General features: G+C 73.5%; 22 protein-coding genes. 17 read left to right on the top strand and 5 right to left on the bottom strand.

Going from position 1 to position 22,494, the window contains the following annotated elements:
* Nucleotides 1-5: 5 nt before the first annotated feature.
* From ACZ6KO_RS30625 to ACZ6KO_RS30595, 7 genes are all read left to right on the top strand, one after another.
* Nucleotides 6-1,094 (top strand): hypothetical protein, encoded by a 1,089-nt coding sequence (locus ACZ6KO_RS30625; protein ID WP_469307242.1) that lies wholly within the window; start codon nt 6-8, stop codon nt 1,092-1,094.
* Nucleotides 1,087-1,926, top strand: a complete 840-nt coding sequence (gene trpA, locus ACZ6KO_RS30620; protein ID WP_469307241.1) for a tryptophan synthase subunit alpha — start codon at nt 1,087-1,089, stop codon at nt 1,924-1,926. The genes ACZ6KO_RS30625 and trpA overlap by 8 nt, the downstream gene beginning before the upstream one ends.
* A gap of 113 nt (nt 1,927-2,039) precedes the next feature.
* Nucleotides 2,040-2,414 carry an ectoine synthase gene (locus ACZ6KO_RS30615; RefSeq protein WP_469307240.1) on the top strand — a complete coding sequence of 125 codons (375 nt, stop codon included), beginning with the start codon at nt 2,040-2,042 and terminating at the stop codon, nt 2,412-2,414.
* Between the two features lie 81 nt (nt 2,415-2,495).
* On the top strand, nt 2,496-3,641 hold the full coding sequence (locus ACZ6KO_RS30610; RefSeq protein ID WP_469307239.1) for an acyl-CoA dehydrogenase family protein: 1,146 nt from the start codon (nt 2,496-2,498) through the stop codon (nt 3,639-3,641).
* The gene (gene trpF, locus ACZ6KO_RS30605) at nt 3,638-4,363 is read left to right on the top strand and encodes a phosphoribosylanthranilate isomerase (protein ID WP_469307238.1); all 726 of its coding nucleotides are present in this window, start codon (nt 3,638-3,640) and stop codon (nt 4,361-4,363) included. Before ACZ6KO_RS30610 ends, trpF begins: the two co-directional genes overlap by 4 nt.
* Nucleotides 4,360-5,085 carry a beta/alpha barrel domain-containing protein gene (locus tag ACZ6KO_RS30600; protein ID WP_469307237.1) on the top strand — a complete coding sequence of 242 codons (726 nt, stop codon included), beginning with the start codon at nt 4,360-4,362 and terminating at the stop codon, nt 5,083-5,085. Before trpF ends, ACZ6KO_RS30600 begins: the two co-directional genes overlap by 4 nt.
* Complete coding sequence (locus ACZ6KO_RS30595; RefSeq protein WP_469307236.1) at nt 5,082-5,930, top strand: alpha/beta hydrolase; 849 nt, start codon at nt 5,082-5,084, stop codon at nt 5,928-5,930. Before ACZ6KO_RS30600 ends, ACZ6KO_RS30595 begins: the two co-directional genes overlap by 4 nt.
* On the opposite strand, the gene ACZ6KO_RS30590 is transcribed toward ACZ6KO_RS30595, so the two are convergent.
* From ACZ6KO_RS30590 to ACZ6KO_RS30575, 4 genes are all read right to left on the bottom strand, one after another.
* On the bottom strand, nt 5,931-6,515 hold the full coding sequence (locus ACZ6KO_RS30590) for a Uma2 family endonuclease (protein WP_469307235.1): 585 nt from the start codon (nt 6,513-6,515) through the stop codon (nt 5,931-5,933). It abuts the gene before it with no gap.
* A 131-nt stretch (nt 6,516-6,646) separates the two neighbouring features.
* A complete protein-coding gene (locus ACZ6KO_RS30585) occupies nt 6,647-7,279 on the bottom strand; it encodes a DUF6875 domain-containing protein (protein ID WP_469307234.1) in 633 nt (210 codons plus the stop codon).
* Nucleotides 7,276-7,887 carry a hypothetical protein gene (locus ACZ6KO_RS30580; protein ID WP_469307233.1) on the bottom strand — a complete coding sequence of 204 codons (612 nt, stop codon included), beginning with the start codon at nt 7,885-7,887 and terminating at the stop codon, nt 7,276-7,278. Before ACZ6KO_RS30580 ends, ACZ6KO_RS30585 begins: the two co-directional genes overlap by 4 nt.
* A 63-nt stretch (nt 7,888-7,950) precedes the next feature.
* Nucleotides 7,951-9,345, bottom strand: a complete 1,395-nt coding sequence (locus ACZ6KO_RS30575) for a pyridoxal phosphate-dependent decarboxylase family protein (protein ID WP_469307232.1) — start codon at nt 9,343-9,345, stop codon at nt 7,951-7,953.
* A gap of 334 nt (nt 9,346-9,679) precedes the next feature.
* Between ACZ6KO_RS30575 and ACZ6KO_RS30570 the strand changes: the two genes are divergently transcribed.
* The 5 genes from ACZ6KO_RS30570 (at nt 9,680) to ACZ6KO_RS30550 (ending at nt 13,883) form a co-directional block, all read left to right on the top strand.
* Nucleotides 9,680-11,143 (top strand): multicopper oxidase family protein, encoded by a 1,464-nt coding sequence (locus ACZ6KO_RS30570; RefSeq protein ID WP_469307231.1) that lies wholly within the window; start codon nt 9,680-9,682, stop codon nt 11,141-11,143.
* A 178-nt stretch (nt 11,144-11,321) separates the two neighbouring features.
* Nucleotides 11,322-12,878, top strand: coding sequence for an MFS transporter (locus ACZ6KO_RS30565; protein WP_469307230.1), 1,557 nt, complete (start codon nt 11,322-11,324; stop codon nt 12,876-12,878).
* Nucleotides 12,875-13,144: a phosphopantetheine-binding protein gene (locus tag ACZ6KO_RS30560; RefSeq protein ID WP_469307229.1), complete on the top strand. Its 270-nt coding sequence runs from the start codon at nt 12,875-12,877 to the stop codon at nt 13,142-13,144. The genes ACZ6KO_RS30565 and ACZ6KO_RS30560 overlap by 4 nt, the downstream gene beginning before the upstream one ends.
* A 95-nt stretch (nt 13,145-13,239) precedes the next feature.
* A complete protein-coding gene (locus ACZ6KO_RS30555) occupies nt 13,240-13,470 on the top strand; it encodes a type II toxin-antitoxin system VapB family antitoxin (protein ID WP_401455957.1) in 231 nt (76 codons plus the stop codon).
* On the top strand, nt 13,467-13,883 hold the full coding sequence (locus tag ACZ6KO_RS30550) for a PIN domain-containing protein (protein WP_469307228.1): 417 nt from the start codon (nt 13,467-13,469) through the stop codon (nt 13,881-13,883). The genes ACZ6KO_RS30555 and ACZ6KO_RS30550 overlap by 4 nt, the downstream gene beginning before the upstream one ends.
* Nucleotides 13,884-14,333: 450 nt before the next feature.
* Here ACZ6KO_RS30550 and ACZ6KO_RS30545 read toward each other — a convergent pair whose 3' ends face one another.
* On the bottom strand, nt 14,334-15,212 hold the full coding sequence (locus ACZ6KO_RS30545; RefSeq protein WP_469307227.1) for a sigma-70 family RNA polymerase sigma factor: 879 nt from the start codon (nt 15,210-15,212) through the stop codon (nt 14,334-14,336).
* Nucleotides 15,213-15,701: 489 nt separating this feature from the next.
* On the opposite strand from ACZ6KO_RS30545, the gene ACZ6KO_RS30540 reads away from it, so the two are divergent.
* From ACZ6KO_RS30540 to ACZ6KO_RS30520, 5 genes are all read left to right on the top strand, one after another.
* Complete coding sequence (locus tag ACZ6KO_RS30540; RefSeq protein WP_469307226.1) at nt 15,702-16,316, top strand: lipoprotein; 615 nt, start codon at nt 15,702-15,704, stop codon at nt 16,314-16,316.
* A gap of 141 nt (nt 16,317-16,457) precedes the next feature.
* Nucleotides 16,458-17,414 carry an aromatase/cyclase gene (locus tag ACZ6KO_RS30535; protein WP_401455950.1) on the top strand — a complete coding sequence of 319 codons (957 nt, stop codon included), beginning with the start codon at nt 16,458-16,460 and terminating at the stop codon, nt 17,412-17,414.
* A 20-nt stretch (nt 17,415-17,434) separates the two neighbouring features.
* Nucleotides 17,435-19,282, top strand: a complete 1,848-nt coding sequence (locus ACZ6KO_RS30530) for an acyl-CoA dehydrogenase (protein WP_469307225.1) — start codon at nt 17,435-17,437, stop codon at nt 19,280-19,282.
* Complete coding sequence (locus ACZ6KO_RS30525) at nt 19,279-20,091, top strand: 4'-phosphopantetheinyl transferase family protein (protein WP_469307224.1); 813 nt, start codon at nt 19,279-19,281, stop codon at nt 20,089-20,091. The genes ACZ6KO_RS30530 and ACZ6KO_RS30525 overlap by 4 nt, the downstream gene beginning before the upstream one ends.
* A gap of 225 nt (nt 20,092-20,316) precedes the next feature.
* Entirely contained in the window at nt 20,317-22,467 is a 2,151-nt protein-coding gene (locus ACZ6KO_RS30520; RefSeq protein ID WP_469307223.1) for a condensation domain-containing protein, read from the top strand.
* Nucleotides 22,468-22,494: the final 27 nt, after the last annotated feature.

Raw genomic sequence — 22,494 nt, 5'->3', positions numbered from 1 at the left:
CGACCGTGCATGACGCACTCACCGGTCTGCTGCAGCAGCAGGCCCCGGTCGGGCGCGAGACCTGGCGGTCCTGGTGGGACCAGCTGGGCGACGGCCGGCTCGACAAGGCCGAAGTCGTCGCCCTGCTGGCCTCCCTGACCAGCCGGCTCCCGGACCACGACACCCTGCGCCACCTGCTCGACTCGCTCGCCGAGCGCCGTACGCCGGCCGCCGCGGCGACCGGGACCGGGCCGGGGGCCGGATCCGGCACCCGTTCCTGGGACGGCACGGTCAACGTCGTCGGCACCGGCGGCGGACCCAGGACCTTCAACATCTCCACCGCCTCGGCGTTCGTCGCCGCGGCCGCCGGGGTCAAGGTCGTCAAGACCGGCTCCCGCGCCTACACCAGCTCGCTGGGCTCCGTCGACCTGCTGGAGCGGCTCGGCGTCCGGCTCACCGCCTCCCTCGCCCAGACCGAGGACACCCTCGCCGAGTACGGGATCGCCTTCGCCGGCCCCTTCGTCTACCCCACCCAGCTCACCCGGCTGGCGCGGACCGTGGCCCCGCTGAGCATGAAGCCCTTCGGCCGCTTCCTCAACGCCCTCGGTCCCTTCCTCGCCGACCTGCCCGTGGCCGCCCAGGTCACCGGCGTCTCGGCCGCGGCCCCCCTGGACACCCTGCGGCAGCTGGCCGCCTCGACCACGGACCGGAGGATCTGGCTCACCGCCAACGACACCGGCGCCGACGAACTCCTGCCCTTCGCGATCAACACGGTCTACGGGGAGCGCTCGCTCACCCGGGTCATCCGGCCCGGCGAACTCGCCCCCGGTGACGGCTCCTTCGCCGACCTGCGGCCCGCCGCGGACCTCGCCGGAGCGGTCGGCCACTTCCGCTCGGTGCTCGCCGGCACCGCCGGCCCGGTCGCCACCCGCACCGTGTGCATGGGAGCCGCCGCCCTGGCGGTGGCCTCCGGCACCCGCCGCGACTGGCTCTCGGCCGTCGCCCTGGCCGAGGACGCCATCCGTACGGGCGCCGCCTTCGCCCTCGCCGACCGGCTGGCGGCGGCCGCGAAGAAGCAGGCCCCGCGCCGCACCCTGGCAGTGGCCCATGCCTAGCCCGACGGTGCCGGGGACCACCGCCCCCGCCCCCTTCTTCCCGGCCCGCCGCCCCGGCGGCACCCCCGGCCTCGCCCTGTTCCTCAACGCGGGGGACCCCCCGCTCCCGGTCCTGCGGGACCTGGTCCTGATGCTGGACGAGGAGGGCGTGGACTGCCTCGAACTGGCCGTCCCGTTCCCCGACTCCGTCACCGACGGCCCGGTCATCCGGCGCTCCGCGCGCCGGGCGCTGGACCGGGGCGGGGCCGGCCTGGACGACGTACTCGGCTTCGTCGCCGACGTACGGCCGCACCTGACCCACACCCGGATCGCCCTGCTCGCCGACTGGAGGTACTCCCTGGGGCACCGGGACCTGACCGACGCCACCCGTGACATCGCCGCCTCCGGGGCGGACGGACTGCTGGTCCACGCACTGCCCCCGCGGCTGCGCGAGGAGCACCTGGAGTCGGCCGCGGCGGCCGGCCTGCCGGTGGTCACCACCTGCTACACCAAGAGCCCGCCGCAGACCCAGGCCGAGGCCGCCGCCCGCGCCTCCGCCTACCTCTACCTCGTCGCCCACTACGGACGCAGCGGCACCGCGCCCGCCGCCGGCCACGCCGCCCTCGCGCGGACGGTCACCGGACTGCGGGAGCACACCGACTCCCCGATCGCCGTCGGCTTCGGGGTCAGCACCCGCAAGGACGTCGAGGCCGTCGGAGCCAGCGGCGCCGACGCCGCGATCATCGGCTCCGCCGCGGTCGCTGCCGTCGCGGCCGCCCAGGAGGAGGGAGGTGACGTCCCCGAGGCCTTCCGCGCCTTTGTCCGGTCCGTACGGCCCGGGCCCACCGACTGACCCCGACCCGACACCCCACGACCTGTACGCGCACCGGCACCCGCACCCGCACAGAAGTGAGACCGCTCCACCCCTCATCCACCACGTACGACCACACACACCGGGAGATTGCCATGATCGTTCGCGACATCGAGTCCGTGAAGACCGTCGAGTGGGGCAACGGCCAGTCCCGCCGCTTCCTCCTCGCCGAGGACGGCCTCGGCTACACCCTCACCGACACCGTCGTCCTCGCCGGCACCAAGTCCCGCCTGGAGTACGTCAACCACCTCGAGGCCTGCTACTGCATCGCCGGCTCCGGCGAGGTCATCGAGCTCGACGGCACCTCGCACGAGATCGTGCCGGGCCGGATGTACGCGCTCGACCAGCACGACCCCCACTTCCTCGTCGCCAGCCCGGACGAGGACCTGCGCCTGGTCTGCGTCTTCTCGCCGGCCCTGCGCGGGGACGAGGTCCACAACCTCGACGCCGCCCGCTCCTCCGCCTACTGACGGCCCGCGAGCGAGCACCCGCCACGGCGCCGCGAAACAGTCCACGCATTTGATCCGATCACCGACTCAGAGGGGTCCACCGTGATCCGTTGGAACGCCGACCAGGCAGATCTGCGCGAAGGCCTGGAACGGTGGGGAGACGCACTCAGCGCAGACCACATCGAACTCGACGAGCGCTCCGCCTTCTCGGAGGACAAGTGGAAGCTCGTCCAGAAGACCGGAATCCTGGCACTGCCCTTCGACGAGGAGTACGGAGGCCTCGGGCAGTCGCTGCTCACCACCATGTACGTCCTGGAGGGACTCGGCGAGTACAACCGGGACTCGGGACTGAGCTTCTCGGTCACGACGTCCATCTGCTCGACCGGAATCCCGCTCCAGCAGTTCGGCACCGCGGAGCAGAAGGAGCGCTGGCTCCCTCTGATCTGCTCGGGCGAGGCGATCGGCGCACACGCGATCACCGAGGCCGAGGGCGGGTCGGACGCGATGGCGATGACGACCCGGGCCGTACGTGACGGCGACGACTTCGTCATCAACGGCAGCAAGGTCTTCGTCAGCAACGGGCCGGTCGCGGACGTGATCGTGGTCTACGCCCGGACCCACCCGGACGGCGGCCCGCTGGGAACGACGGCGTTCCTGGTGGACAGCACGACCCCGGGACTGACGGCCGGCAAGCCCATCAAGAAGATGGGACTGCGGACCTCGCCGCTGAGCGAGCTCTTCTTCGACGACGTACGGGTGCCCAAGAGCGCGGTGCTCGGCCGGGTCGGAGGCGGGTTCATGGTCCTGGACCACGTGATGAAGCGGGAGATCCTCTTCTCCTTCATCGTCAACGTGGGCGAGATGCAACACCGGCTGGACCGCTGTGTCGATTACGCGAAGACGCGTAAGTCGTTCGGAAAGACGATCGGTTCGTACCAGACGATCGCCAACAAGATCGTGGACACGAAGATCCAGCTGGAGACCTCCCGCAAGTGGCTCTACGACACGGGCGAGAAGCTGGAGGCCGGCGAGAACGTCACCGTCGACCTCGCCATCTCCAAACTCGTCACGAGCGAGAGCAACCTGGCCACGAGCCTGACCGCCGTACAGATCTTCGGCGGGCACGGCTACATGGCCGAGTTCGGACTGGAGCAGGAGGTGCGCAACGCCGTCGGCGGCACCATCTACTCCGGTACGAACGAGATCCAGTACAACCGCATCGCCTCGATGCTGGGACTCGGCAAATGAGTTCCCAGACCTTGCTCAAGGTGTGCGGGGCCACGGCCCCGCGGGACATCGAGGCCGCGGCGGCCGCCGGGGCGGACTGCGTCGGGCTCTGGCACGGCGTACCCGGCGGCCCCTCGGAACTGGACCGGAACGGGCTCGCCGCCCTCGCGGCGGCGGCCCGGTCCGCCGGCCTCCTGCCGGTCTGGGTCACCTTCCTCGCCGATCCCGCCGAGCTCGTGGCCATCGCCCGGCACGCCGGGGCCGGCTGGATCCAGCTCCACGCCTACCAGCCGCCGGCCGTCGTCCGGGCGCTGCGCGAGGCCCTGCCGGCGTCGGTGGGCATCGTGAAGGTCCTGCACGTCGCGCCGGGCGGCGCCGGCTGCGTCGAACGCCCGCTCATCGGGGCGTACGCGCGGGCCGGCACGGACCTCTTCCTCCTCGACACCGCCACCGAGGACGGCCGGATCGGCAGCACCGGCCGCACCCTCGACCAGGCCGACGTCACGGCCCTGCTGCCCCGCCTGACCCGCCCGTTCCTGCTGGCCGGCGGCCTGTCCCCGGCCAACCGCCCGGCGTACGAGGAGGTCGTGCGCCACCCGGGCTTCCGCGGCATCGACGTGGACACCGCGGCCCGCGACCGCGACACCGGCGGCTTCGGGATCCCGGAGATCGCCGCCCTGGCCCGCGCGTGGCGCACGGGCGCCTTCCCCACCCCGATCCGCGAGATGGAGCCGTCGTCATGAGCACCCGCAGCACCGCGACCAAGACGTCCTTCCTGGAGGCCCTGCTGGCCTCGCCCACCCCGGTGGTGATGGAGGTGAAGCGGCGCGACGCCCACGGCTACGACCTGCTGGGCGGCCGCACCCCGGCCGCGATCGTCGCGGCGTACGAGACGGCGGGCGCGCCGTGCATCTCGGTCGTGACGGGCCGCTGGTTCGGCGGCTCGCCGGCGCTGCTGCGCGACGTCGCGGCGATGACCGACCTGCCGCTGCTCCAGAAGGACTTCATCACCCGCAAGGACCAGATCCGCACCGCCAAGGACCTGGGCGCCTCCGCGGTCCTGCTGACGGCGGCGCTGCTGCCCGAGTCCAGCATGCGCACCCTGGTGACCGAGGCGCTGCTGGCGGGCCTGACCCCGTTCGTGGAGATCACCACGGAGGCCGAACTCGACCTGGTCCCGCACGCCTCGCAGTGCGTGATCGCGGTGAACAACAAGGACATCAAGACCCGCGAGCGCGGCGCCGGCGACCTCGGGCGCAGCCTGGACCTGCTCCCGGCGGTCCGCGCGACGGGCACCCCCTGCCCGGTCAGCGCGAGCGGCATCGACGGCCCGGCCACCGCCGCGAACCTGCTCGACGCCGGCTTCGGCGGGCTGCTGGTCGGCACCTCGCTGCTGCGCACCGGCTCGCCGGCGGCGTGGGTGGACGCGGTGGCCGGGGCCCGGAAGGGGCTGGCGGTCCGATGAACACGCTCCTGACGGCCCCGCGGCCGTACACGCTGGACGCGGCCGGTGTCACCCTCTCGGCCATCCTGGCGGAGCCGGCGCCCGGCACCGCCCCGCGCTCCACGATCCTGGCGGTCCACGGCCGCGGCATGCGGGCGGCGTACTGGAACTCCTTCGTCCCGCTCGCCACCGTCCTGGGCCACACGGTCCTGGCCGTGGACCGCCCCGGCTACGGCGAGTCCGCGAACCTCCTGCCCGAGGGCCTGACCCTGGCCGAGCAGGCGGACACCCTGCACGCGGCGCTCAAGGAGCACGCGCGCACCCACGACATCGGCGCCGGCGTCTTCCTGCTGGGCCACTCCGACGGCGGCAAGGTCGCCCTGCACACGGCGGCCACCGACGGCTCGGTGCCGCTGCTGGGCCTGGACACCTCCGGCACCGGCTACTTCTACAACCCCGAGGCCCTGCACTTCCCCTCGACGCTGGGCGGCGGCGCCACCAAGCTCAACTGGGGCCCGCTGAACCTCTACCCGCGCGGCACCTTCCAGGCCAGCCGCGCCCTGCTCTCGCCGACCCCGCCCCGCGAATCGGCGGAGACGATCCACTGGCCGCGCCAGTTCGAGGCCCTGGCCCCGCGCGTACGGGTGCCGGTCCGGCTGACCTTCGCGGAACACGAGTTCTGGTGGCAGCTCGACGAGCCCACCCTCGCGGCCATGACCGCCCGCCTGACGTCGGCCCCCACGACCACGGTCGCCCACCACCCGGCGGCGGGCCACAACATCACCCTGGGCCTGACGGCCCCGTCGTACCACCTGCGGGTCCTGACGTTCCTCGAGGACTGCCTGACGGTTGCGGCGGCGGGCTGACTACAGATCGGTGGTGTCGAGCTCGATCCCGAAGGGCTCGGGAAGGCGCACCGGGGTGCCGAAGGGGTGGGGCCCGTCAGTTCTGCTGTAGCCCAGCTGCCCGGGCCGGGAGAACAGGGTCACACTGCCTTCGGCGCGGTCGACCAGCAGGTAGAGGGGGGCGCGGTACTCGGCGTACCGCTTGCGCTTGACGACGCGGTCGGTGTCGGCCTCGGTGCCCTCGTCCGAGGTCACCTCGACGACGAGCAGGGTCTGGTCGGGAAGCAGGGCCTTGCTGCCCTGGCCCAGTTCGTCCGGCACGACGGCGATATCAGGTACGTACCAGTTGGCCGATCCGGGAAGGTCCAGGCTGCCGGAGCCCGCCACACAACCGAGCTCGTCGACGCGGCCGGCGATCTGCCGGCGCACGAACTGCGCTGCGCGCTCGTGGCCCCAGGTGGGTGACATGGTGTCGATGACCCCCTCGACGATCTCCACACGGTCGCTCCTGACGTGCTGGATCGCGTACTTCAGGGCGCGCTCGGGGTCGGCCACCTGGCGGTAGCCGCCGAATCCCCCCGCGTGGTCGACCTGTGCAGTGTCCATGGCGCGACGGTACATCCGCACGGAAGGCGGATGCCCGCGGTGGACCGGCGATCACCCGAACGAGCGGGCATGGCGAAGCGGCGGGTACGGGGTCAGGCCCGTACCCGCCGCCTCGTGGGCCGGGGTGGTTGTCAGGCCACCACCCGGCTGACCAGCTGGTCGCGGATCCGGGCCGGGATGGCCGGGGCGAACCGCTGGAGATAGTGGTCCATGTGGGAGTCGTCGCTCACCAGGAACGGCAGGTCGAAGACCAGCAGCTTGCGGACGGCCAGCAGCGGCAGCGGGGCGCGCAGCGGCCGGAAGGCCTCGTTGTACAGCCCCGGCTCCTCGCACACCGGGTGGAACTGGCCGATCATCAGGCCCTCCGCCACGAACTCGTCCTTCGCCTTGCGCTGGAGCTCGTCCAGCTCGGTCGAGTCCGTCGGGTCGAACGCCGGCAGCACCAGCAGGATGGTCAGCAGCTCACGGTCCTCCTCGGACAGCCGCCTCGACAGCTTCGCGTGCCGGGTGCGCAGCGAGTCCACCGCCGAGAACAGGTCCTCGCACTCCGCGGAGGGCACCGCCAGGTGGAAGAGCTCCTTGCGCAGCGACGGCTGCGTGTACGGACACACCGGGCCGGTGCGGCCCAGCTCCGGGTGGCTGGAGACCAGGAAGTCCTTGCTCCACAGCAGCACCTGTAACAGCGGACCGATGTGGTCCGCCGGTACCTCGCCGCGCGCGACCTCGCCCGCGGTCCACGACATGATCAGATCGTCGCCCCTCATCGGGGGTCCCTCCACATCGGTCGAAGCGTCGGCCCGTCGTCGGGCAGGACGATGTCCCCGCCGAGGCGGGTGAAGCCGAGCCGCCGGGTGACGGCCTCGCCGCCGGGCGAGCTGGCTTCCGCGTACGCGGCCGCGCCCTCGCGGTCGGCGCGGCCCATGAGTTCGGTGAGCAGCGCCGACAGCACGCCGGAGCGCTGCCGGTCGGGGCGGACCGCGCCGAAGGCCAGGTAGTAGTGCGGCCGGTCGGTGGGGTGGTGCTGCGCCTGGAGCCCCGTGACGGTCGCCAGGGCCGGCGCATAGGTCTCGCCGAGCGACTCCGCGAGCGCCGCCCCGAGGGCCGCCCCGTCGGGTTCGGCGCCGGGCGGCAGGTAGAGGATGACGGCGTCGCCGTCCGGGGAGGTGAGCACCGCGTCGTAGGACGCGGACAGCTCCACGAACACCCGGAAGAAGCCGGGCAGCAGCTCGGCGCGGCGCCGTTCGTCCGGCACGATCCAGCGGGTCAGCGCGTCCTGGTGGAACGTGGTCGCGAGGAGAGCGGACAGGTGGGTGACCGCCGAGCGGTCGAGCGCGGACCGGGTCCGGCGTTGCGGGGTCGGGGACAAGGACAAGGGTGCCTCCGGTTGTGGATGGTCGAGGGGCCGGCGCGACGGGGCCGGCCGGGGGCGGCGCCGTCAGGCGGCGCGGCGGGTGCGCGCGGCCAGTTCCGCGACGCGGGCGTGCAGGCGGGGCAGGTAGTGCTCGGCCTCCGGCTTGATCAGGACGCTGCGCACGATCCGCGCCGCGTCCGCGTCGCGCACCGCATGCGGGTGACGCCGCAGGAACGCGTCGGCGTCCGCGCGCAGCACGCTCAGGAACACCGGGTCGGACTCGGCCGTCATGCCGTCGCGCAGCAGCCGCTCCGAGGCCGCGTCGACGGCGCGCAGCGACCCGTCCGCCGTCGCCGGGAAGTACGTGACGATGTCCAGGTCCGGCGGCTGGTACAGCTCCAGGGAGTCGGAGCCGGTGATCAGCTCCGCCCACGCGAGCGCGGCCCGCCGGTTCGCCGCGAGGATCCGCCCGAAACCGTCCGGGGTCAGCGGCAGCACCTGGAGCGTCAGCCACAGCGCGGCCGCCGCCGCCCCCGCCCGGGAGCACTCCAGGCTGATCTCGCCCAGGTGCAGGTCGGAGTCGGTGAAGTAGGTGTACGGCGAGTCGTGCGCGAAGTGCCGCCCCGCGCGCGGGTCCGGGAACAGCACCGCGCCGCAGCCGTACGGCTGGAGCCCGTGCTTGTGCGGATCGACGACCACCGAGTCGCATTCCGCGATCGCCCGCCACGGGGCCGGGTCCAGCCCCGCCAGGCCCGCCCGGCCGAGGATCGCGTAGAAGCCGCCGTACGCGGCGTCGACGTGCACCCGCGCCCCGTACCGGCGCGCCAGCGCCAGCACCTCGTGCACCGGGTCGACCGCGCCGAGGCCGGTCGTCCCCGTGGTCACGACGACCGTGCCGATCCGCCCGCCGCGCAGCGCGCCCTCCAGCGCGCCCAGGTCGATGCGGCCGCGTCCGTCGGCGGGGATCCGGTGCCCCTCCATGCCCAGGACCTGGCACATCCGCTCGTGCGTGTAGTGGCACTCGGAGCTGTACGCGATCCCGCGCTCCGGATGCAGCTGGCGGGCGACGTAGAGGGCCTCCAGGTTGGCCATGGTGCCGCTGGTGGTGAGGTGGCCGACGTGCGCGGGCAGGCCGAACATCCCGGCGAGCTCCGCGACCGCCTCCTTCTCCATCTCGGTGGTGGCGGGTCCGCCCTCGGCGGCGTGGTTGTTGGGGTTGAAGAGCATCGCCGTCAGGTAGCCGACGACGGCCGCCGGATGCGGCGGCTTGACCATCTGTCCGGCGTAACGCGGGTGGAAGAACGGATAGTTGTGATCCATCCGCTTCGCCAGGCGGTCGAAGGCCTCGGTGAAGGCGTCGGGGCCGACGCGGTGCGCGGCATGGGTCGTGTACGGGCCGAACTGCCCGCCCCAGCGCTCGGCGACCTCGACGGCGCGCGGCAGCCAGTCGCGTAAGTCGTGCAGGTCGTGCAGGTCCACGGTGGGCCTCCCCCAGTCGTGCGGCGGACGCGGTGGTCCGGGCACTCGGTCGTGCGGGACGCCGTCGTCCGGCACGCGGTCGTCAGGCTGCGGTCGTGCGGACGGGGCCGTGCGCGCGCGGGGCCGAGGTGGCCCTCCCCGTACGCACTTCGTCCGCACGAGGAGGGTCGCGAAAGCCCCGCAAGGCCCGCGCAACGCGTCACGCCCGCACCCCACGCGCGCTCGAGCGACGTACGAGGTCCGTCTGGTGCACTCGCGGCGCGACCACCTGTGCGAGGCCCCTCACCGCGTGCCCCGGGTGCGTGCACATCCCGTCCCTCCAGGAGGAGATCCCATGGTCACCAGACGCAGCGTGCTCGGCGGCGCCGTCGCCGCGACCGGCGCGAGCCTGATCACGGGCGGCGCGCTGATGCCGCTGCTCAACGCCCGCTCGGCGCAGGCCGCCGACGGCGCCGGCCCGCGAGCGGTTCCGGTTCCGCCGCCGTTCTCGGTGAAGATGCCGACGCTGCCCGTGCTGTCGCCGATATCCACCCTGGGCGGCCAGGACACGTACTACGTCACGATCAAGGAGGTCGCCCGGGAGATCCTGCCGGGGGCCCAGACCAAGGTCCTGACGTACGACGGCCACTTCCCGGGCCCCGTCCTGCGCGCCCGCACCGGCCGGAAGGTCGTCGTCCGCCACCGCAACAACCTCACCATGCCGGTCGCCGTCCACCTGCACGGCGGCAACGTCTCACCGGAGAACGACGGCGCCCCGATGGACACCTTCGCGCCGGGCACGGCGCGTACGTACACCTACCTCAACCAGCAGCCGCACGCCCCGCTCTGGTTCCACGACCACGCCCACCACATGGAGTCCGAGCACGTCTTCCGCGGCCTGTCCGGCTCGTACCTGCTCACCGACGACATCGAGGCCGCCCTGCCGCTGCCCGCCGGGCAGTACGAGGTGCCGATCGCGCTGCGCGACGCCCGCTTCGACGAGGCCGGGCAGCTGGTCTACGTCATGGACGACGTCTTCGGACGCACCACCATCCTCGCCAACGGCCGGCCCAGCCCGTACTTCCAGGTCGCGGCCCGCAAGTACCGCTTCCGGCTGCTCAACTCCTCCAACATGCGCTTCTTCCAGCTGCGGCTGTCCGACGGCGGCCAGATGATCCAGATCGGCTCGGACGGCGGCCTGCTGGAGCGCCCGTTCACCACCGACACGATCGGGCTGTCGCCGGCCGAGCGGGCCGACGTCGTCATCGACTTCTCCCGGTACCCGGTCGGCACGAAGATCGTCCTGGAGAACACCCTGGGCCCGGGCACCCCCGACCAGGTCGGCAAGGTGCTCCGGTTCGACGTCGTCCGCACCGCCTCCGACCCGAGCCGGATCCCGAACGTGCTGCGGACGCTGCCCGCGCCGGCGGCCGCGACGGTCCAGCGCCACATCGTCCTCAGCATGGACGAGGACGGCCGCCCCGAGCCGCGCGGCCTGATGGACGGGCAGGTCTGGGACGCGGACCGGATCGACCAGACGATCGCGCACGGCACCTCGGAGATCTGGACGGTGACGAACGAGAACAAGGTCGTCCCGCACAACTTCCACATGCACCTCGTCCAGTTCCGGGTGCTGGAGCGCAACGGCGCGCCCGCGGGACCGGCGGAGGCGGGGCTGAAGGACACGGTCCGGCTGTTCCCGGGAGAGACCGTGAAGCTGCACGCCACCTTCAACACGTACCGGGGGACGTACGTCTACCACTGCCACCTGCTGGACCACTCGGCGATGGGGATGATGGCGAACTTCCGGATCCGGTAGGGCGGGCCGCGGCCGACGGCCGTTCCCGGGGCGCTCAAAGCGCTCTCAAGGACGGGACGAGGAGGGAACGAGGGCGACGAGAGAAGGTTTCAGCAACAGACCGAGTCCGGCCGTGTCCCCCATGAGCCCCGCCTGTGTCTGGTGCCTGACGCCATGTGAAGTCCTCAGGAGGCAGGTCATGTCCGCCCCCGTCCTCGAACCCCGTGCGGTACGCCCTCCGGGCAAACCCGCGACCGGGCACGTGCCCGGGTCCGTGCCCGGGGCCATGCCCGGGGCGCTGCCCGGGCCGGCCGCGCCCGGGCCCGCTTCCTCATCCGCGCACCGACCCCGCCATGCCCGGGCGCGCCGCGCGCGCCCGGGCCTGGCCCTCGCGGTCATCGCCTCCTGCAACGCGATGATCCAGCTCGACGACGCCATCGTGAACATCGCCCTCCCGGGCATGCGCGCCGACCTCGGCCTCACCGCCGTCGGCTCGTCCTGGGTACTCAACGCCTACCTGCTCGCCTTCGGCGGCCTGCTGCTGCTCGGCGGGCGCGCGGGGGACATCCTCGGCCGCCGGAGGGTCTTCTTCGCCGGAGTCGCCCTCTTCACGGCCGCCGCCGCGGCCCGCGGCCTGGCACCGAACGTGGAGGTGCTCACCGCCGTCCGCGTCGCCCAGGGCGTGGGCGCGGCGCTGGCCGCGCCGAGCGGCCTGGCGCTGGTCCTGAGCATGTTCGAGGAGGGCGCGCCCCGCCGGCGCGCCATCGCCGTGTGCACCGCGGTCGGCGCGGTCTCCACGGCCGGCGGCCTGCTGCTCGCCGGCACCCTGTCCTCGCTCGGCGGCTGGCGCTGGGAACTGCTGCTCAACGTGCCGCTGGGCCTGCTGATCCTGGCCGTGGGCCCGGCCGTGATCACCGAGACCCGCCGCAACCCGGGCCGCTTCGACCTCGCGGGCGCGCTGCTGTCCGCGCTGGGCGCGACCGCCCTGGTCTACGGACTCGCGCGGGCGGCCGAGGCCGGCCCCGGCGACGCGCGGGCGCTGGGCTGCGTGGCCTCGGGCGTGGCACTGTTCGCCCTCTTCGCGGGGGTCGAGCGGCGCGCCGAGCGGCCGATCGTGGCGCTGGGGCTGTTCCGCTCCCGCAACCGCGTCCTGTCGTACGCCGGCACGCTGGCGGTGCCGGGCTCGGTGATGGGCGCGTACTTCTTCCTCAACCAGTACTTCCAGCAGCAGTCCGGGTACGGACCCCTGGACGCGGCCCTCGCCCTGACCCCGCTGGCGGCGACGATGGCCCTGATGGCCGGGGCCGCCGTACGCCTGGAGCGGCACCTGGGGGCCCGGTACCTCATGTCGGCGGGCGCGTCGCTGCTGCTCACGGGCAACCTCTGGCTCTCGCAGCTGGGGGCCGCCTCGTCGTACTGGACGGCCGTCCTCCCGCCGCTGCTGCTCCTGGGGGCCGGCATGGCGTGCTGCGTCATCCCGCCGACCGTCCTGGCCACCTCGGGGCTGGCGCGCGGCGAGGCGGGCGCGGCGTCCAGCGTCCTGAACGCGGTCCAGACGCTGGGCGGCTCGCTGGGCCTGGCCGTCCTGGTCGCGGTCGCCTCCCGGTCCGGGATGTCGGCCGGCTTCACGGCGGGTGCGGTGTGCGCGGGGGTGGCGCTCGTGGCGGCGCTGCTGATCCGGCCGGGGGCCTCGGCCGGGGTGGGTCCCGCCGCCGTCCAGCACCGTTCGAGCGGTACCGGCGAGGGTGAGGCATGACCAATACGTTGACCGTCCAGGACGAGGTACGCGCGGTCTGGTCGACCCTGCTCAAGGTCACCGACCCGCCGCCGGACGTAAGCTTCTTCGAACTCGGCGGCGACTCCCTGGCGGCCCACCACATGCTGCGCCAGCTGTCCCGTACGTTCGCGACGGACCTCAAGCTCCGGCAGATCTACGAGACCCCGACGATCGGGGGGCTGGCGGAGGCCATCGTGGAGCGGCTGGAGCGGGCGGGGGTGTCGGGAGCGTCGACCGGGCGTTGATCCGATGGACGGACCACCCGATCAGGCGACAAGAAATGACACCGGTTGACGATAGAATTGGTGTCGTTTCCGTCCTGACGTGGTGGAGGTGGGTCATGACCCGCACGATGATTGATCTCGACGACGAGATGGTTGAGCAGGCAAGAGCCATCTACGGCACCAAGACCAAGGCCGCCGCGGTCCGCGCGGCGGTCGAGGACGCGGTCAAGCGTCACCTTCGGCAGCAGTTCATCGACGCGATCAAGTCGGGGGACCTCGACTTCAGCGAGATCATCGAGAAGACGAAGGTGGACCCGCCTGCGGAAGAGACGAAGGCAGCCGCGTGACCGCACTGTTCCTGGCGGACAAGTCCGCCATCAGCCGGTGGCGTAAGCCGGCTGTGGCGGCCGTCCTCGACCCGCTCCACGAGCGGGGGCTGCTGGCGGTCTGCCCGGCGGTCGAGTACGAGCTGATGTTCAGCGTGCGCGGCCGGCACGAGGTCGACGTGATCACCAAGTGGCTGCACGGCTTCGATTACCTCTACTGCGCGCAGGAGGTGTCCGAGCGGGCCCTACACGTGCAGCGGAAGGCGATCGACCAGGGTTTCCACCGCGCGCTGTCCTGGCCCGACCTCCTGATCGCGGCCACTGCGGAACGGCACGGCGCGATCCTCCTCCACCACGACGGCGACTTCGACATGATCGCGTCGATCACCCGCCAGCGCACACAGTGGGTGGTCCCCCCGGGGAGCACGGACTGAGCGACTGGTGAGGGCCGGTCGACCCCGTGCCCGTCGGGCGTTGGAGGGGTTCCGGGGTCATCCCGTCAGTCCTCACTGTCCTTCCGTGCCGGGCCGGCCTGTCAAGAGCGCTCCTTCGTCGCGTCGCTGCGCGATTCCGCTTCGCTCCACTCCTGACAGGCCGTCCCGTCCCGGAAAGACAAGGACTGTCGGGACGCCCCCGAAAGAACGGGAGGTCGGCAGCCCACCAAGGCGAGGGGTTCCAAGGCCCGCCCAGTGGTCCGGCCAGTCCGTTTACCCGCACGACAGGTGCGCAATCCGCCCCCTGGCAAGCAGGCGCACCCGATCGCTACGCGCTCCTGCCGTCTCAGCGGCCCCGGCCCGGCCGTGGCCGGACATAGGCCGCCATCGATCGCTACGCGCTGCCGCGATCGCGCGTCTGATGCCCGTCCGGTGCTGCCCGGTCGGCAGTCAGCCGGTGTGAGGGCGCAGGGGGGTGAGGTCGATGGTGGCGAGGCGGTCCGGGTCGGTGAGGATGTCCAGGGCGACGATCCTGTCCTTCCTGATCGTGAAGGCCATGACGGACACGGCGCGGCCCTGCGCGACGGACACCACGCCGGGCGAGCCGTTGACGAGTGCCGCGAGCGCGCCTTCGGCGAACCGGGCGAAGGTGATGGCCTGGGAGGCGACGTCCGCCGCGCCGCGCCGCAGCAGGCTTGGGCGCAGTGCCCCGCCGTCGGAGCGGGCCACGACGTCGGGGTCGAGGACGGCGAGGAGGGCGTCGAAGTCTCCGCCGCGCGAGGCGGCGAGGAAGGCGTCCACGACCTGCCGTCTGCGGGCCAGGTCGGAGTCGGGGGCCGGCGCGGCCCCCTCGACGCGGCGGCGGGCGCGGCTGGCGAGCTGCCGGGTGGAGGCCGACGTACGGCCGAGGATCGGGGCGATCTCGTCGAAGGGGACGGCGAACAGGTCGTGCAGGACGAACGCGAGCCGTTCGGCGGGAGAGAGCGTCTGCAGGACGATCATCAGCGCGATGCCGACGGAGTCGGCCACGAGCATCTCGTGCTCGGGGTCGATGGTGTCCGGGCTGCTGACGATCGGGTCGGGCAGCAGCGGTTCCTCACGGCGTGATCCCCGCGAGCGCAGCATGTCCAGGCACACCCGGCCGACCACCGTGGTCAGCCAGCCACCCAGGTTCGTCACGCCGGTCACGTCCGCGCGGCTCAGCTTCAGCCACGACTCCTGCACCGCGTCCTCGGCCTCGCTGAGCGAGCCCAGCATCCGGTACGCCACCGCCCTCAGATGGGGGCGGTGCTCCTCGAAGCGCATGGCCAGCAGATCCTCTTCGCTCACCTGCCCCATCTTCCCATCACCGCACCTGATGACGAACTCCCTGTCCGCAGACGGGCATCAGACGCGCGATCGCGGCAGCGCGTAGCGATCGATGGCGGCCTATGTCCGGCCACGGCCGGGCCGGGGCCGCTGAGACGGCAGGAGCGCGTAGCGATCGGGCGCGTCCCCGGCCTCCCGGCCGGCTTCCGCACCTGGCGTGGACGGGAAACGGACTGGCCGGGCCACTGGGCGGGCCTTGGAACCCCTCGCCTTGGTGGGCTGCCGACCTCCCGTTCTTTCGGGGGCGTCCCGACAGTCCTTGTCTTTCCGGGACGGGACGGCCTGTCAGGAGTGGAGCGAAGCGGAATCGCGTAGCGACGCGACGAAGGAGCGCTCTTGACAGGCCGTCCCGGCACGGAAGGACAGTGAGGACTGACGGGATGCCCCCGGAACCCCTCCCCCCACCGTCCGGCTTGCTAAGTTGCCCTTTTCGACGTGGGGGAACCAAGCATGCGCCGTACCGTCATCGTCCGGCTTCTGGCCGTCGCCGCACTCGCGGGGCTGGTCACGTCCTGCGGGCCCTCGGGAACGGAGACCGGGGCCAAGCCCGGTGACAAACCCGCCGCCGGAGCCCCCTCCGCTGCCGCCCCCGCCGCCCCCGCCGCCTCCGTCGGCGCCCCCGGCACCGACTGTCCGCTTCCCGTCTCCTTCGACCTCGCCACGTCCTGGCAGCCCGAAGCCGCTCCCGGCGGGATCCCGCACGGCGCCTTCATCCTGCGCTGCGAGATCGACGCCAAGCCCGCCGGGCACATCGGTTTCCTTCGCGTCTGGACCGCCGAGAAGAGCCCCGGCACCGCCCGCCAGGCCCTCGATGCCTTCCTGGCCAAGCAGAAGGTCACCGGCACGCCGGCCGTCACCGACGTCACGGCCGGCGCGCTCCCGGCGGCCGAGGCCGCGTACGAGACCACCGCGCTCGACGAGCCCAAGCAGGAGCACGCCTTCGCGGTCGTCACCCCGTCCGGCGCCGCGGTCGTCGTCCACCTCGGCGGGCTCGACACCGACGAGCACAAGGCGATGCTCCCGGCGTACCAGCTGGCCCGCCAGTCCCTGAAGGCCCTTCCCTAGAAGCTCACTCACCCACCCCCACGCCCACCCACGCCCACCCCCATCCCACCCTCACCCCTGGACCCTTCCTCAAGTGGCTTTCCGGCAGGCCTCCGGCGTGGGGCGGGAAGGTCGGGGCACAGGGTCAGGGAGGTTGAGCCGATGTCGGGTGAGCGAGTGCACCGCACGTCCTACGAGATCGACGTGGCAGCGCCGGCCGGGGTGGTCTACGGGCTGATCGCGGACACCACGCAGTGGCCGTTGTTCGTGCCACCGAGCATCCACGTCGAACGGCTGGACTTCGACGGAGTCCTGGACCGGTTCCAGATGTGGGTGACCGCCAACGGATCCGTGAAGTCGTGGCTGTCCCGGCGGACGCTCGACCACGGCCGGATGCGGATCGAGTTCCTCCAGGAGCTGCCGGCCGCGCCCGCCGTGTCCATGGGCGGCACCTGGACCGTCGAGGAGCGCGGCGCCGACCGGTGCCGCCTGCGCCTGGAGCACGAGTTCACCGTCGCCGCCGACCGGCCGGACGACGTCGCGTGGCTGCTGCTGGCCACCGACACCAACAGCCGCGCCGAGCTGGCGCAGCTCAAGGAGACCGCCGAGCAGTGGCGGCGGCTGGACGGGCTGCTCCTGAGCTTCGAGGACTCCGTCCGCGTCCACGGGCCGGCCGAGCTCGTGTACGACTTCCTGTACGGGGTCGCCGACTGGGCCGACCGGGTGCCGCACGTGGCACGGGTCGACGTCGTCGAGGACCTGCCCGGTGTGCAGGTGATGAGCATGGACACCCGGATCGCCGACGGGTCCGTGCACACCACCGACTCCGTCCGCATCTGCTTCCCGCACGCCTGGCGGATCGTCTACAAGCAGACGAAGACGCCGCTGCTGATGGAGGCCCACACCGGCGAGTGGTCCGTCGTGCCCGACGAGACGGGGGTGACCGTCACCTCCCAGCACAGCGTCCTGCTGCGCGAGGAGGCCTTCGAGCGGGTGCTCGGCCCCGGTGCCGACGTCCACCAGGCGCGCGCCTTCGTGCGCGACGCCCTCGGACGCAACAGCACCGCCACCCTCGAACTCGCCAAGCGGCACGCGGAATCCGCCATACGCAGCCTGTGACCCCCGGGAGACGAGTGACCATGACGCACTCTCTCGCGCCGGCCCCCGATGCCCGCGCCGACGCCGGAGCCGGAGCCGATGCCGGCGCCCTCACCGGAGCCGGAGCCGGAGCCGGAGCCCGTGCCGACGCCCGCGCCGATGCCGACGCCCGTGCCGACCACGGCGCGGCGGCCGCGGCGGTGCGGGCGGCCCGGCTGGAGGAGTCGCTCGGTGATCCGCACGACCCCGCCAACCCGCACGGGATCGCCGCCCTCCTCGCCGCCGACCGGCAGTCCGAGCCGCCGTACGCCACCGAGGAGCTGCTGGCCGCCGCAGGGGTCGGCGCCGAGTTCGTGCCCGCCGAGTTCGGCGGCCGGCTCACCCGCGCCGATCTGCTCGTCACCGCGCTGCGCCCGGTCTTCCGGCGCGACGTCACCCTCGGCTTCGGGTACGGCATCACGTCCCTGTTCGCCTCCGCGGCCGTCTGGGCAGCCGGTACCGCGCGCCAGCGCGCCGAGACCGCCGCGCTGCTGCTGGCCGGCGGCCGGGCGGCGATCGTCCACCACGAGGTCGCCCACGCCAACGGCATCCTGCGCCACGAGTTCACGGCGGCACCGCGGCCGGCCGGCGCCGGTTACACGCTGCGCGGCCGCAAGGACCTCATCATGAACGCCGCCCGCGCGGGCGCGCTCGTCGTGTACGCCCGTACCTCCCCCGAGCGCTCCGCCCGCAGCCACTCCGTGCTGCTGGTCCGCCCGGAGGAGGCCGACGGGCTCTCCCGGCTGCCGCGCGTCGTGACCTCCGGCATGCGCGGCGGCCTCTTCTCCGGCCTGCGCTTCGACGGCTGCGAGCTGCCCGCCGACACGCTGGTCGGCCGCCCCGGCGAAGGCGTCGCCCTCGCCCTGCGCACCTTCCAGGTCAACCGCTGCATCATCCCCGCGCTGGCCGTCTCCGCCGCCGACACCGTCCTGCACGCCGCCGTCCGGTCGGTCACCATCGGCCGTACGAAGCCCATGGCGCGCCGCTGGCACAAGCCGCTGGCCGGGGTCTTCGCCGACCTGCTCGCGGCCGACGCCATGGCGCGCGCCGCGCTGCGTTCGCTGTCGCTGCTGCCCGAGCGGGCGCACGTCCTGGCCGCGGCCGTGAAGTACGTCGTACCGGACCTGCTGCGCGAGAACCTCGAGGAGCTGGCGTCCGTCCTGGGCGCGCACGGCTACGACCACGGCAGCCCGCAGTACGGGTCGCTGGACAAGCTGGTGCGTGACCTGCCGGTGGCCGGGCTCGGGCACGCCGGGACCGCCGCCTGCCAGGCCGTGATCGTGCCGCAGCTGGCGCACCTGGCCGAGCGGTCGTGGTTCCGGGCGGAGGAGCCGCCGCCCGCCCTGTTCCAGGAGGACGCCGAACTGCCGCTGCTGGACTATCGGTTGCTCGGGGCGGCCGGCGGCCACGACTTCCTGTCCGCGACCCTGGCCGGCGCCGCCGCGCGACTGGAGACCAGCCGCGCCGTCGGCGGCCACATCGGGGCGCTGGCCGAGCTCGCCGAGAGCTTCGTGGGCGAGCTGCGCGCGCTGCGCGAGCAGTGCCTCGCCCGGCCCGCGCTGCCCGCGGCCCTCGTGCTCAGCGACCGCTACGCCCTGGTGCTGGCCGCCGGCGCGGTGCTCGGCGTGTGGGAGGGCCAGGACGGCGGCGACCCGTTCCTCGCCGACCCCGCCTGGGCGGTGCTGGCGCTGACCCGCCTCGGCGGCCGGCTCGGCATCGCGGTGCCGGAACTGCCGGACGGGTGCGTGGCGCAGGTGCTGGAGGAACTCGTACGCCGCTACCGGGCGGGGCGCAGCTGCGACCTGGCCGGGACCGCGTACGGCGGGTACGGGACGGAGGCCGCCGCATGACGGCCCTCGCGCCCCCCGTCCACGTCACCGGGCCCGAGGGACCCTGGGACGCGGTCTCCGCCGCCGTCACCGAGCACGGGCACGCCGTGGTGTACGCGACCTGGGGGGAGTGGCTGACGGCCGCCCTCTCCGACACCGCCCTGCGGCCGCTGCTGGGCCGGGACTGGCAGCGCTACCGGCGCACCGCCGACGCCGCCATCCGCTACCGCTTCGTCACCTCGCGGATGGTGGTCAAGTACACGGCCGCCGCCGCGCTGCGCACCGAACCGGCCGCGCTGGACCTGTCGTACCGGATCGGCGGCCGCCCGTACATCCGGGGCCTGGACCAGCTCGACGTCAGCCTCAGCCACACCGAGGACCTGATCGCGGTGGGCATCAGCCGGACCGGCCGGATCGGCGTGGACGCCGAACCGGCCGGCCGGCGGATGTCGTTCGAGCTGCTGCACGACCGGGTCTGCACCCCGGCCGAGGCGGCGGAGCTGGCCCGGCTGCCGGCCGCTGAGCAGGCGGCCGGGATGCTGCGGCTGTGGACGCTCAAGGAGGCCTACACCAAGGCCCTCGGTCAGGGGCTGAGGCTGGACTTCAACGAGTTCGGCTTCGGACTGGACAGCGGTGAGCTGCTCGCGCCCGACGGGCGGCCGGCGGCGCGCGGCGAGTGGGCCTTCGGCACGCACCACGTGCTGGGGCGGTACCTGCTGAGCGTGGCCTGTCACGACACCGGGCTGGACCCGGCGGTCGACACCGCCGTGCACACGATGCTGGACGAGGGGTTCATGAGCATGGTCGAGGAGGTCCTCGCGGCCGGCTGAGGTCCGCCCGGCGGAGCCCGCCGGAGCACGGACGGACGCCGCGGCGGACGTCGCGGGCGGTGTCACAGCCGGTGCCACAGCCGACATCACAGCCGACATCACAGCCGACGTCACGAACGTGTCAGGGATATGTGGGCGTTGCTCGCATACTCGTCCCCCTTTGGAAAAAGATCAGTGGATGCCGGACCCCGACCGGACCCGAGCCGAGAAGTGGAGGGAAAGCCGATGGCCGCCACCGTGGCCGTGACCGTGGTCGTCACGCCCGGCCCACCGCCCTCGCTCGACCTCCACGGCCCGCTCACGCCGAGCGCGCTCGCCGCGGCGCTCGCGCTGCTGCCGCCGTGCACGCCGACGCTGTTCCGGCACACCGCGACGCACCACACCCTGACGCTGCCCCCGCCGCCGTACCCGGCGGGGCCGCTGTCGGACCTGCTCACCGGCGCGGAGGACGGCCGGGCGGTGCCGCTCGTGCCGTACGACCGGGAGGCGGGGGACGCCGGCGGTGCCGGTCCCACGCCCGTACGGGCCCTGCCGGTCACCCCGCTCCAGCGGGACGTCCTGCTGGACGCGCTGACCCATCCGGGCTCCGGGCTGCACGTCGAGCAGCTGCACTGGCGCTGGTACGGGCCGCTGGACACGCGGCGGTTCACGGCGGCCTGGCAGTCGCTGTACGACACCGAGGCAGTGCTGCGGGCGGCGCTGGCCCGGCCGGGGGCCGGCGATCCGGCGCCGCTGGTCGTGATCCATCCGTACGCGGCGCCGCGCGTGGAACGCTTCGCGCGCGGCAGTACGGACTGGCACGCGCTGCTGCTGGGCGAGCGGCTGCGGGCGTTCGACCTGCACGAGCCGGGTGCCGCCTTGCGGATCTCGGTCCTGGAGGAGCCACGCGGTGTGGTGCGGGTGCTGCTGACCTACCACCAGGCGCTGCTGGACGGCTGGAGCGTACGGATCCTCCAGCGCGCCCTGTACCGGGCCTACCTGGGCGCCGGCCGCCCCCTCGGCGGCGAGCGCCGGCCCGACGTCCGCGACCACATGCGCTGGCTCGCCACCCAGGAGCTGGGCCCCGCCCGCGCCTTCTGGACCGCCCGGGCCCTGCCCTCGGCCGGGGCCACCACCCTGCCGGGGCAGGCCGGGTACCGCGGCTCCCGCCGCCGCGGCCACGGCCGTACCCGCCAGCGGCTGACCTCGTACGAGGCCCTGCGCCTGCGCAACTGGGCGGCGCACTGGGGTGCGACGGAGAGCACGGCCCTGCATACGGCGTGGGCCCTCCAGCTCCACCGGGCCGCCTCCGGCGCGCCCAAGGACACCCCGGCCACCCCTGCCAACGTCCCGGGCCGGGGCGTGGTCCGGCGGGCCACCCCCGTCACCTTTGCCGCTGCCGTGTCAGGGCGGGGGATCACGCTCGCCGGGGCCGAGCGCCTGCCCGGGCCGCTGCGCAGTGCCGTGCCCGTGTACGTCACCGTGGACCCGGCCGTCCCCGTCACGCACCTGCTGACCACCCTGACCGGCCGCGCGCTGGACGCGGCGGCGTACGAGTGGCTGGCGCCGGGGCAGTTCGCGGCCTGGGCCGCGGGCGGCCCGGACGACGCCGGCCCGGACGACGCCGGCCCCGGCACCCGCCCCCGTCCCGAGTCGCTCCTCGCCTTCGACGCCCAGGCCCCCGCCGGGGACGTGCACGATCCGGTGTACGCCGAACTCGCCGCCGAAGGGGTACGGGTCGACCCCGCCGAGTCCGTCAGCGCGCACACCGCACTGCCGTACACCGTCACCGCGCACCACGACGCCGACGGGGCACTGGTCCTGACCGGCATCTACGACCGGGGCCGGATCGCCGATTCCGACGCTGCCGAGACGCTCGCCCAGACCGCCCACCTGCTGCGCGAACTTCCCGATGCCGTACGGGAGTCCACCACCGTCGCCGAGGCGCTCGACGTCCTCGCCGGCACCCCCGTGCCGCGGGCCGCGCACCCGGTGCCGCGCCCCCTGCGCGTGCTGCGCCCGGCCTTGTGGGCGGGGGCGGGCACGATCTGCCTGATCCCGCCGCCCGGCGCCCGCACCGGGTGTTACGACGCGCTCGCCGAGGCCCACCCCGGCCCGCAGACGCTCGCCACCGTCCACCCGCCCGCCGATGTCCGTACCTGCCTGGCCGCGCTGCGCCCGGCCCTCGCCCGCGGCGAACCCCTGCTGCTCGGCGGGTTCTCCGGCGCCGGCACCCTCGCCTTCGAGGTCGCCGAACGCATCGCGTCCCACGGCTGGCACCCGCCGTTCGTCGCCATCGGCGGCACCGCCGACGGCGGCTCCGACTCGGTCCGGGCGCTCGCCCGGACCCTGGAGACCGCTGCGGCCGCCGCAGGACGGCACGGGCCGCCCGTATGACCACCCACCCGCGTACCCGACAGACCA

It is taken from the genome of Streptomyces sp. NPDC042102 (assembly GCF_055582305.1).
This window is presented reverse-complemented; position numbering and strand designations above follow the sequence as displayed.

Excerpts from the sequence above, each read along its gene's own strand:
- trpA (WP_469307241.1), top strand. The coding sequence starts at position 1,087 with ATGCCTAGCCCGACGGTGCCGGGGACCACCGCCCCCGCCCCCTTCTTC.
- ACZ6KO_RS30585 (WP_469307234.1), bottom strand. The coding sequence starts at position 7,279 with ATGAGGGGCGACGATCTGATCATGTCGTGGACCGCGGGCGAGGTCGCG.
- ACZ6KO_RS30590 (WP_469307235.1), bottom strand. The coding sequence starts at position 6,515 with ATGGACACTGCACAGGTCGACCACGCGGGGGGATTCGGCGGCTACCGC.
- ACZ6KO_RS30540 (WP_469307226.1), top strand. The coding sequence starts at position 15,702 with ATGCGCCGTACCGTCATCGTCCGGCTTCTGGCCGTCGCCGCACTCGCG.
- ACZ6KO_RS30530 (WP_469307225.1), top strand. The coding sequence starts at position 17,435 with ATGACGCACTCTCTCGCGCCGGCCCCCGATGCCCGCGCCGACGCCGGA.
- ACZ6KO_RS30525 (WP_469307224.1), top strand. The coding sequence starts at position 19,279 with ATGACGGCCCTCGCGCCCCCCGTCCACGTCACCGGGCCCGAGGGACCC.
- ACZ6KO_RS30615 (WP_469307240.1), top strand. The coding sequence starts at position 2,040 with ATGATCGTTCGCGACATCGAGTCCGTGAAGACCGTCGAGTGGGGCAAC.
- ACZ6KO_RS30555 (WP_401455957.1), top strand. The coding sequence starts at position 13,240 with ATGACCCGCACGATGATTGATCTCGACGACGAGATGGTTGAGCAGGCA.
- ACZ6KO_RS30595 (WP_469307236.1), top strand. The coding sequence starts at position 5,082 with ATGAACACGCTCCTGACGGCCCCGCGGCCGTACACGCTGGACGCGGCC.
- ACZ6KO_RS30560 (WP_469307229.1), top strand. The coding sequence starts at position 12,875 with ATGACCAATACGTTGACCGTCCAGGACGAGGTACGCGCGGTCTGGTCG.
- trpF (WP_469307238.1), top strand. The coding sequence starts at position 3,638 with ATGAGTTCCCAGACCTTGCTCAAGGTGTGCGGGGCCACGGCCCCGCGG.
- ACZ6KO_RS30520 (WP_469307223.1), top strand. The coding sequence starts at position 20,317 with ATGGCCGCCACCGTGGCCGTGACCGTGGTCGTCACGCCCGGCCCACCG.
- ACZ6KO_RS30535 (WP_401455950.1), top strand. The coding sequence starts at position 16,458 with ATGTCGGGTGAGCGAGTGCACCGCACGTCCTACGAGATCGACGTGGCA.
- ACZ6KO_RS30565 (WP_469307230.1), top strand. The coding sequence starts at position 11,322 with ATGTCCGCCCCCGTCCTCGAACCCCGTGCGGTACGCCCTCCGGGCAAA.
- ACZ6KO_RS30600 (WP_469307237.1), top strand. The coding sequence starts at position 4,360 with ATGAGCACCCGCAGCACCGCGACCAAGACGTCCTTCCTGGAGGCCCTG.
- ACZ6KO_RS30570 (WP_469307231.1), top strand. The coding sequence starts at position 9,680 with ATGGTCACCAGACGCAGCGTGCTCGGCGGCGCCGTCGCCGCGACCGGC.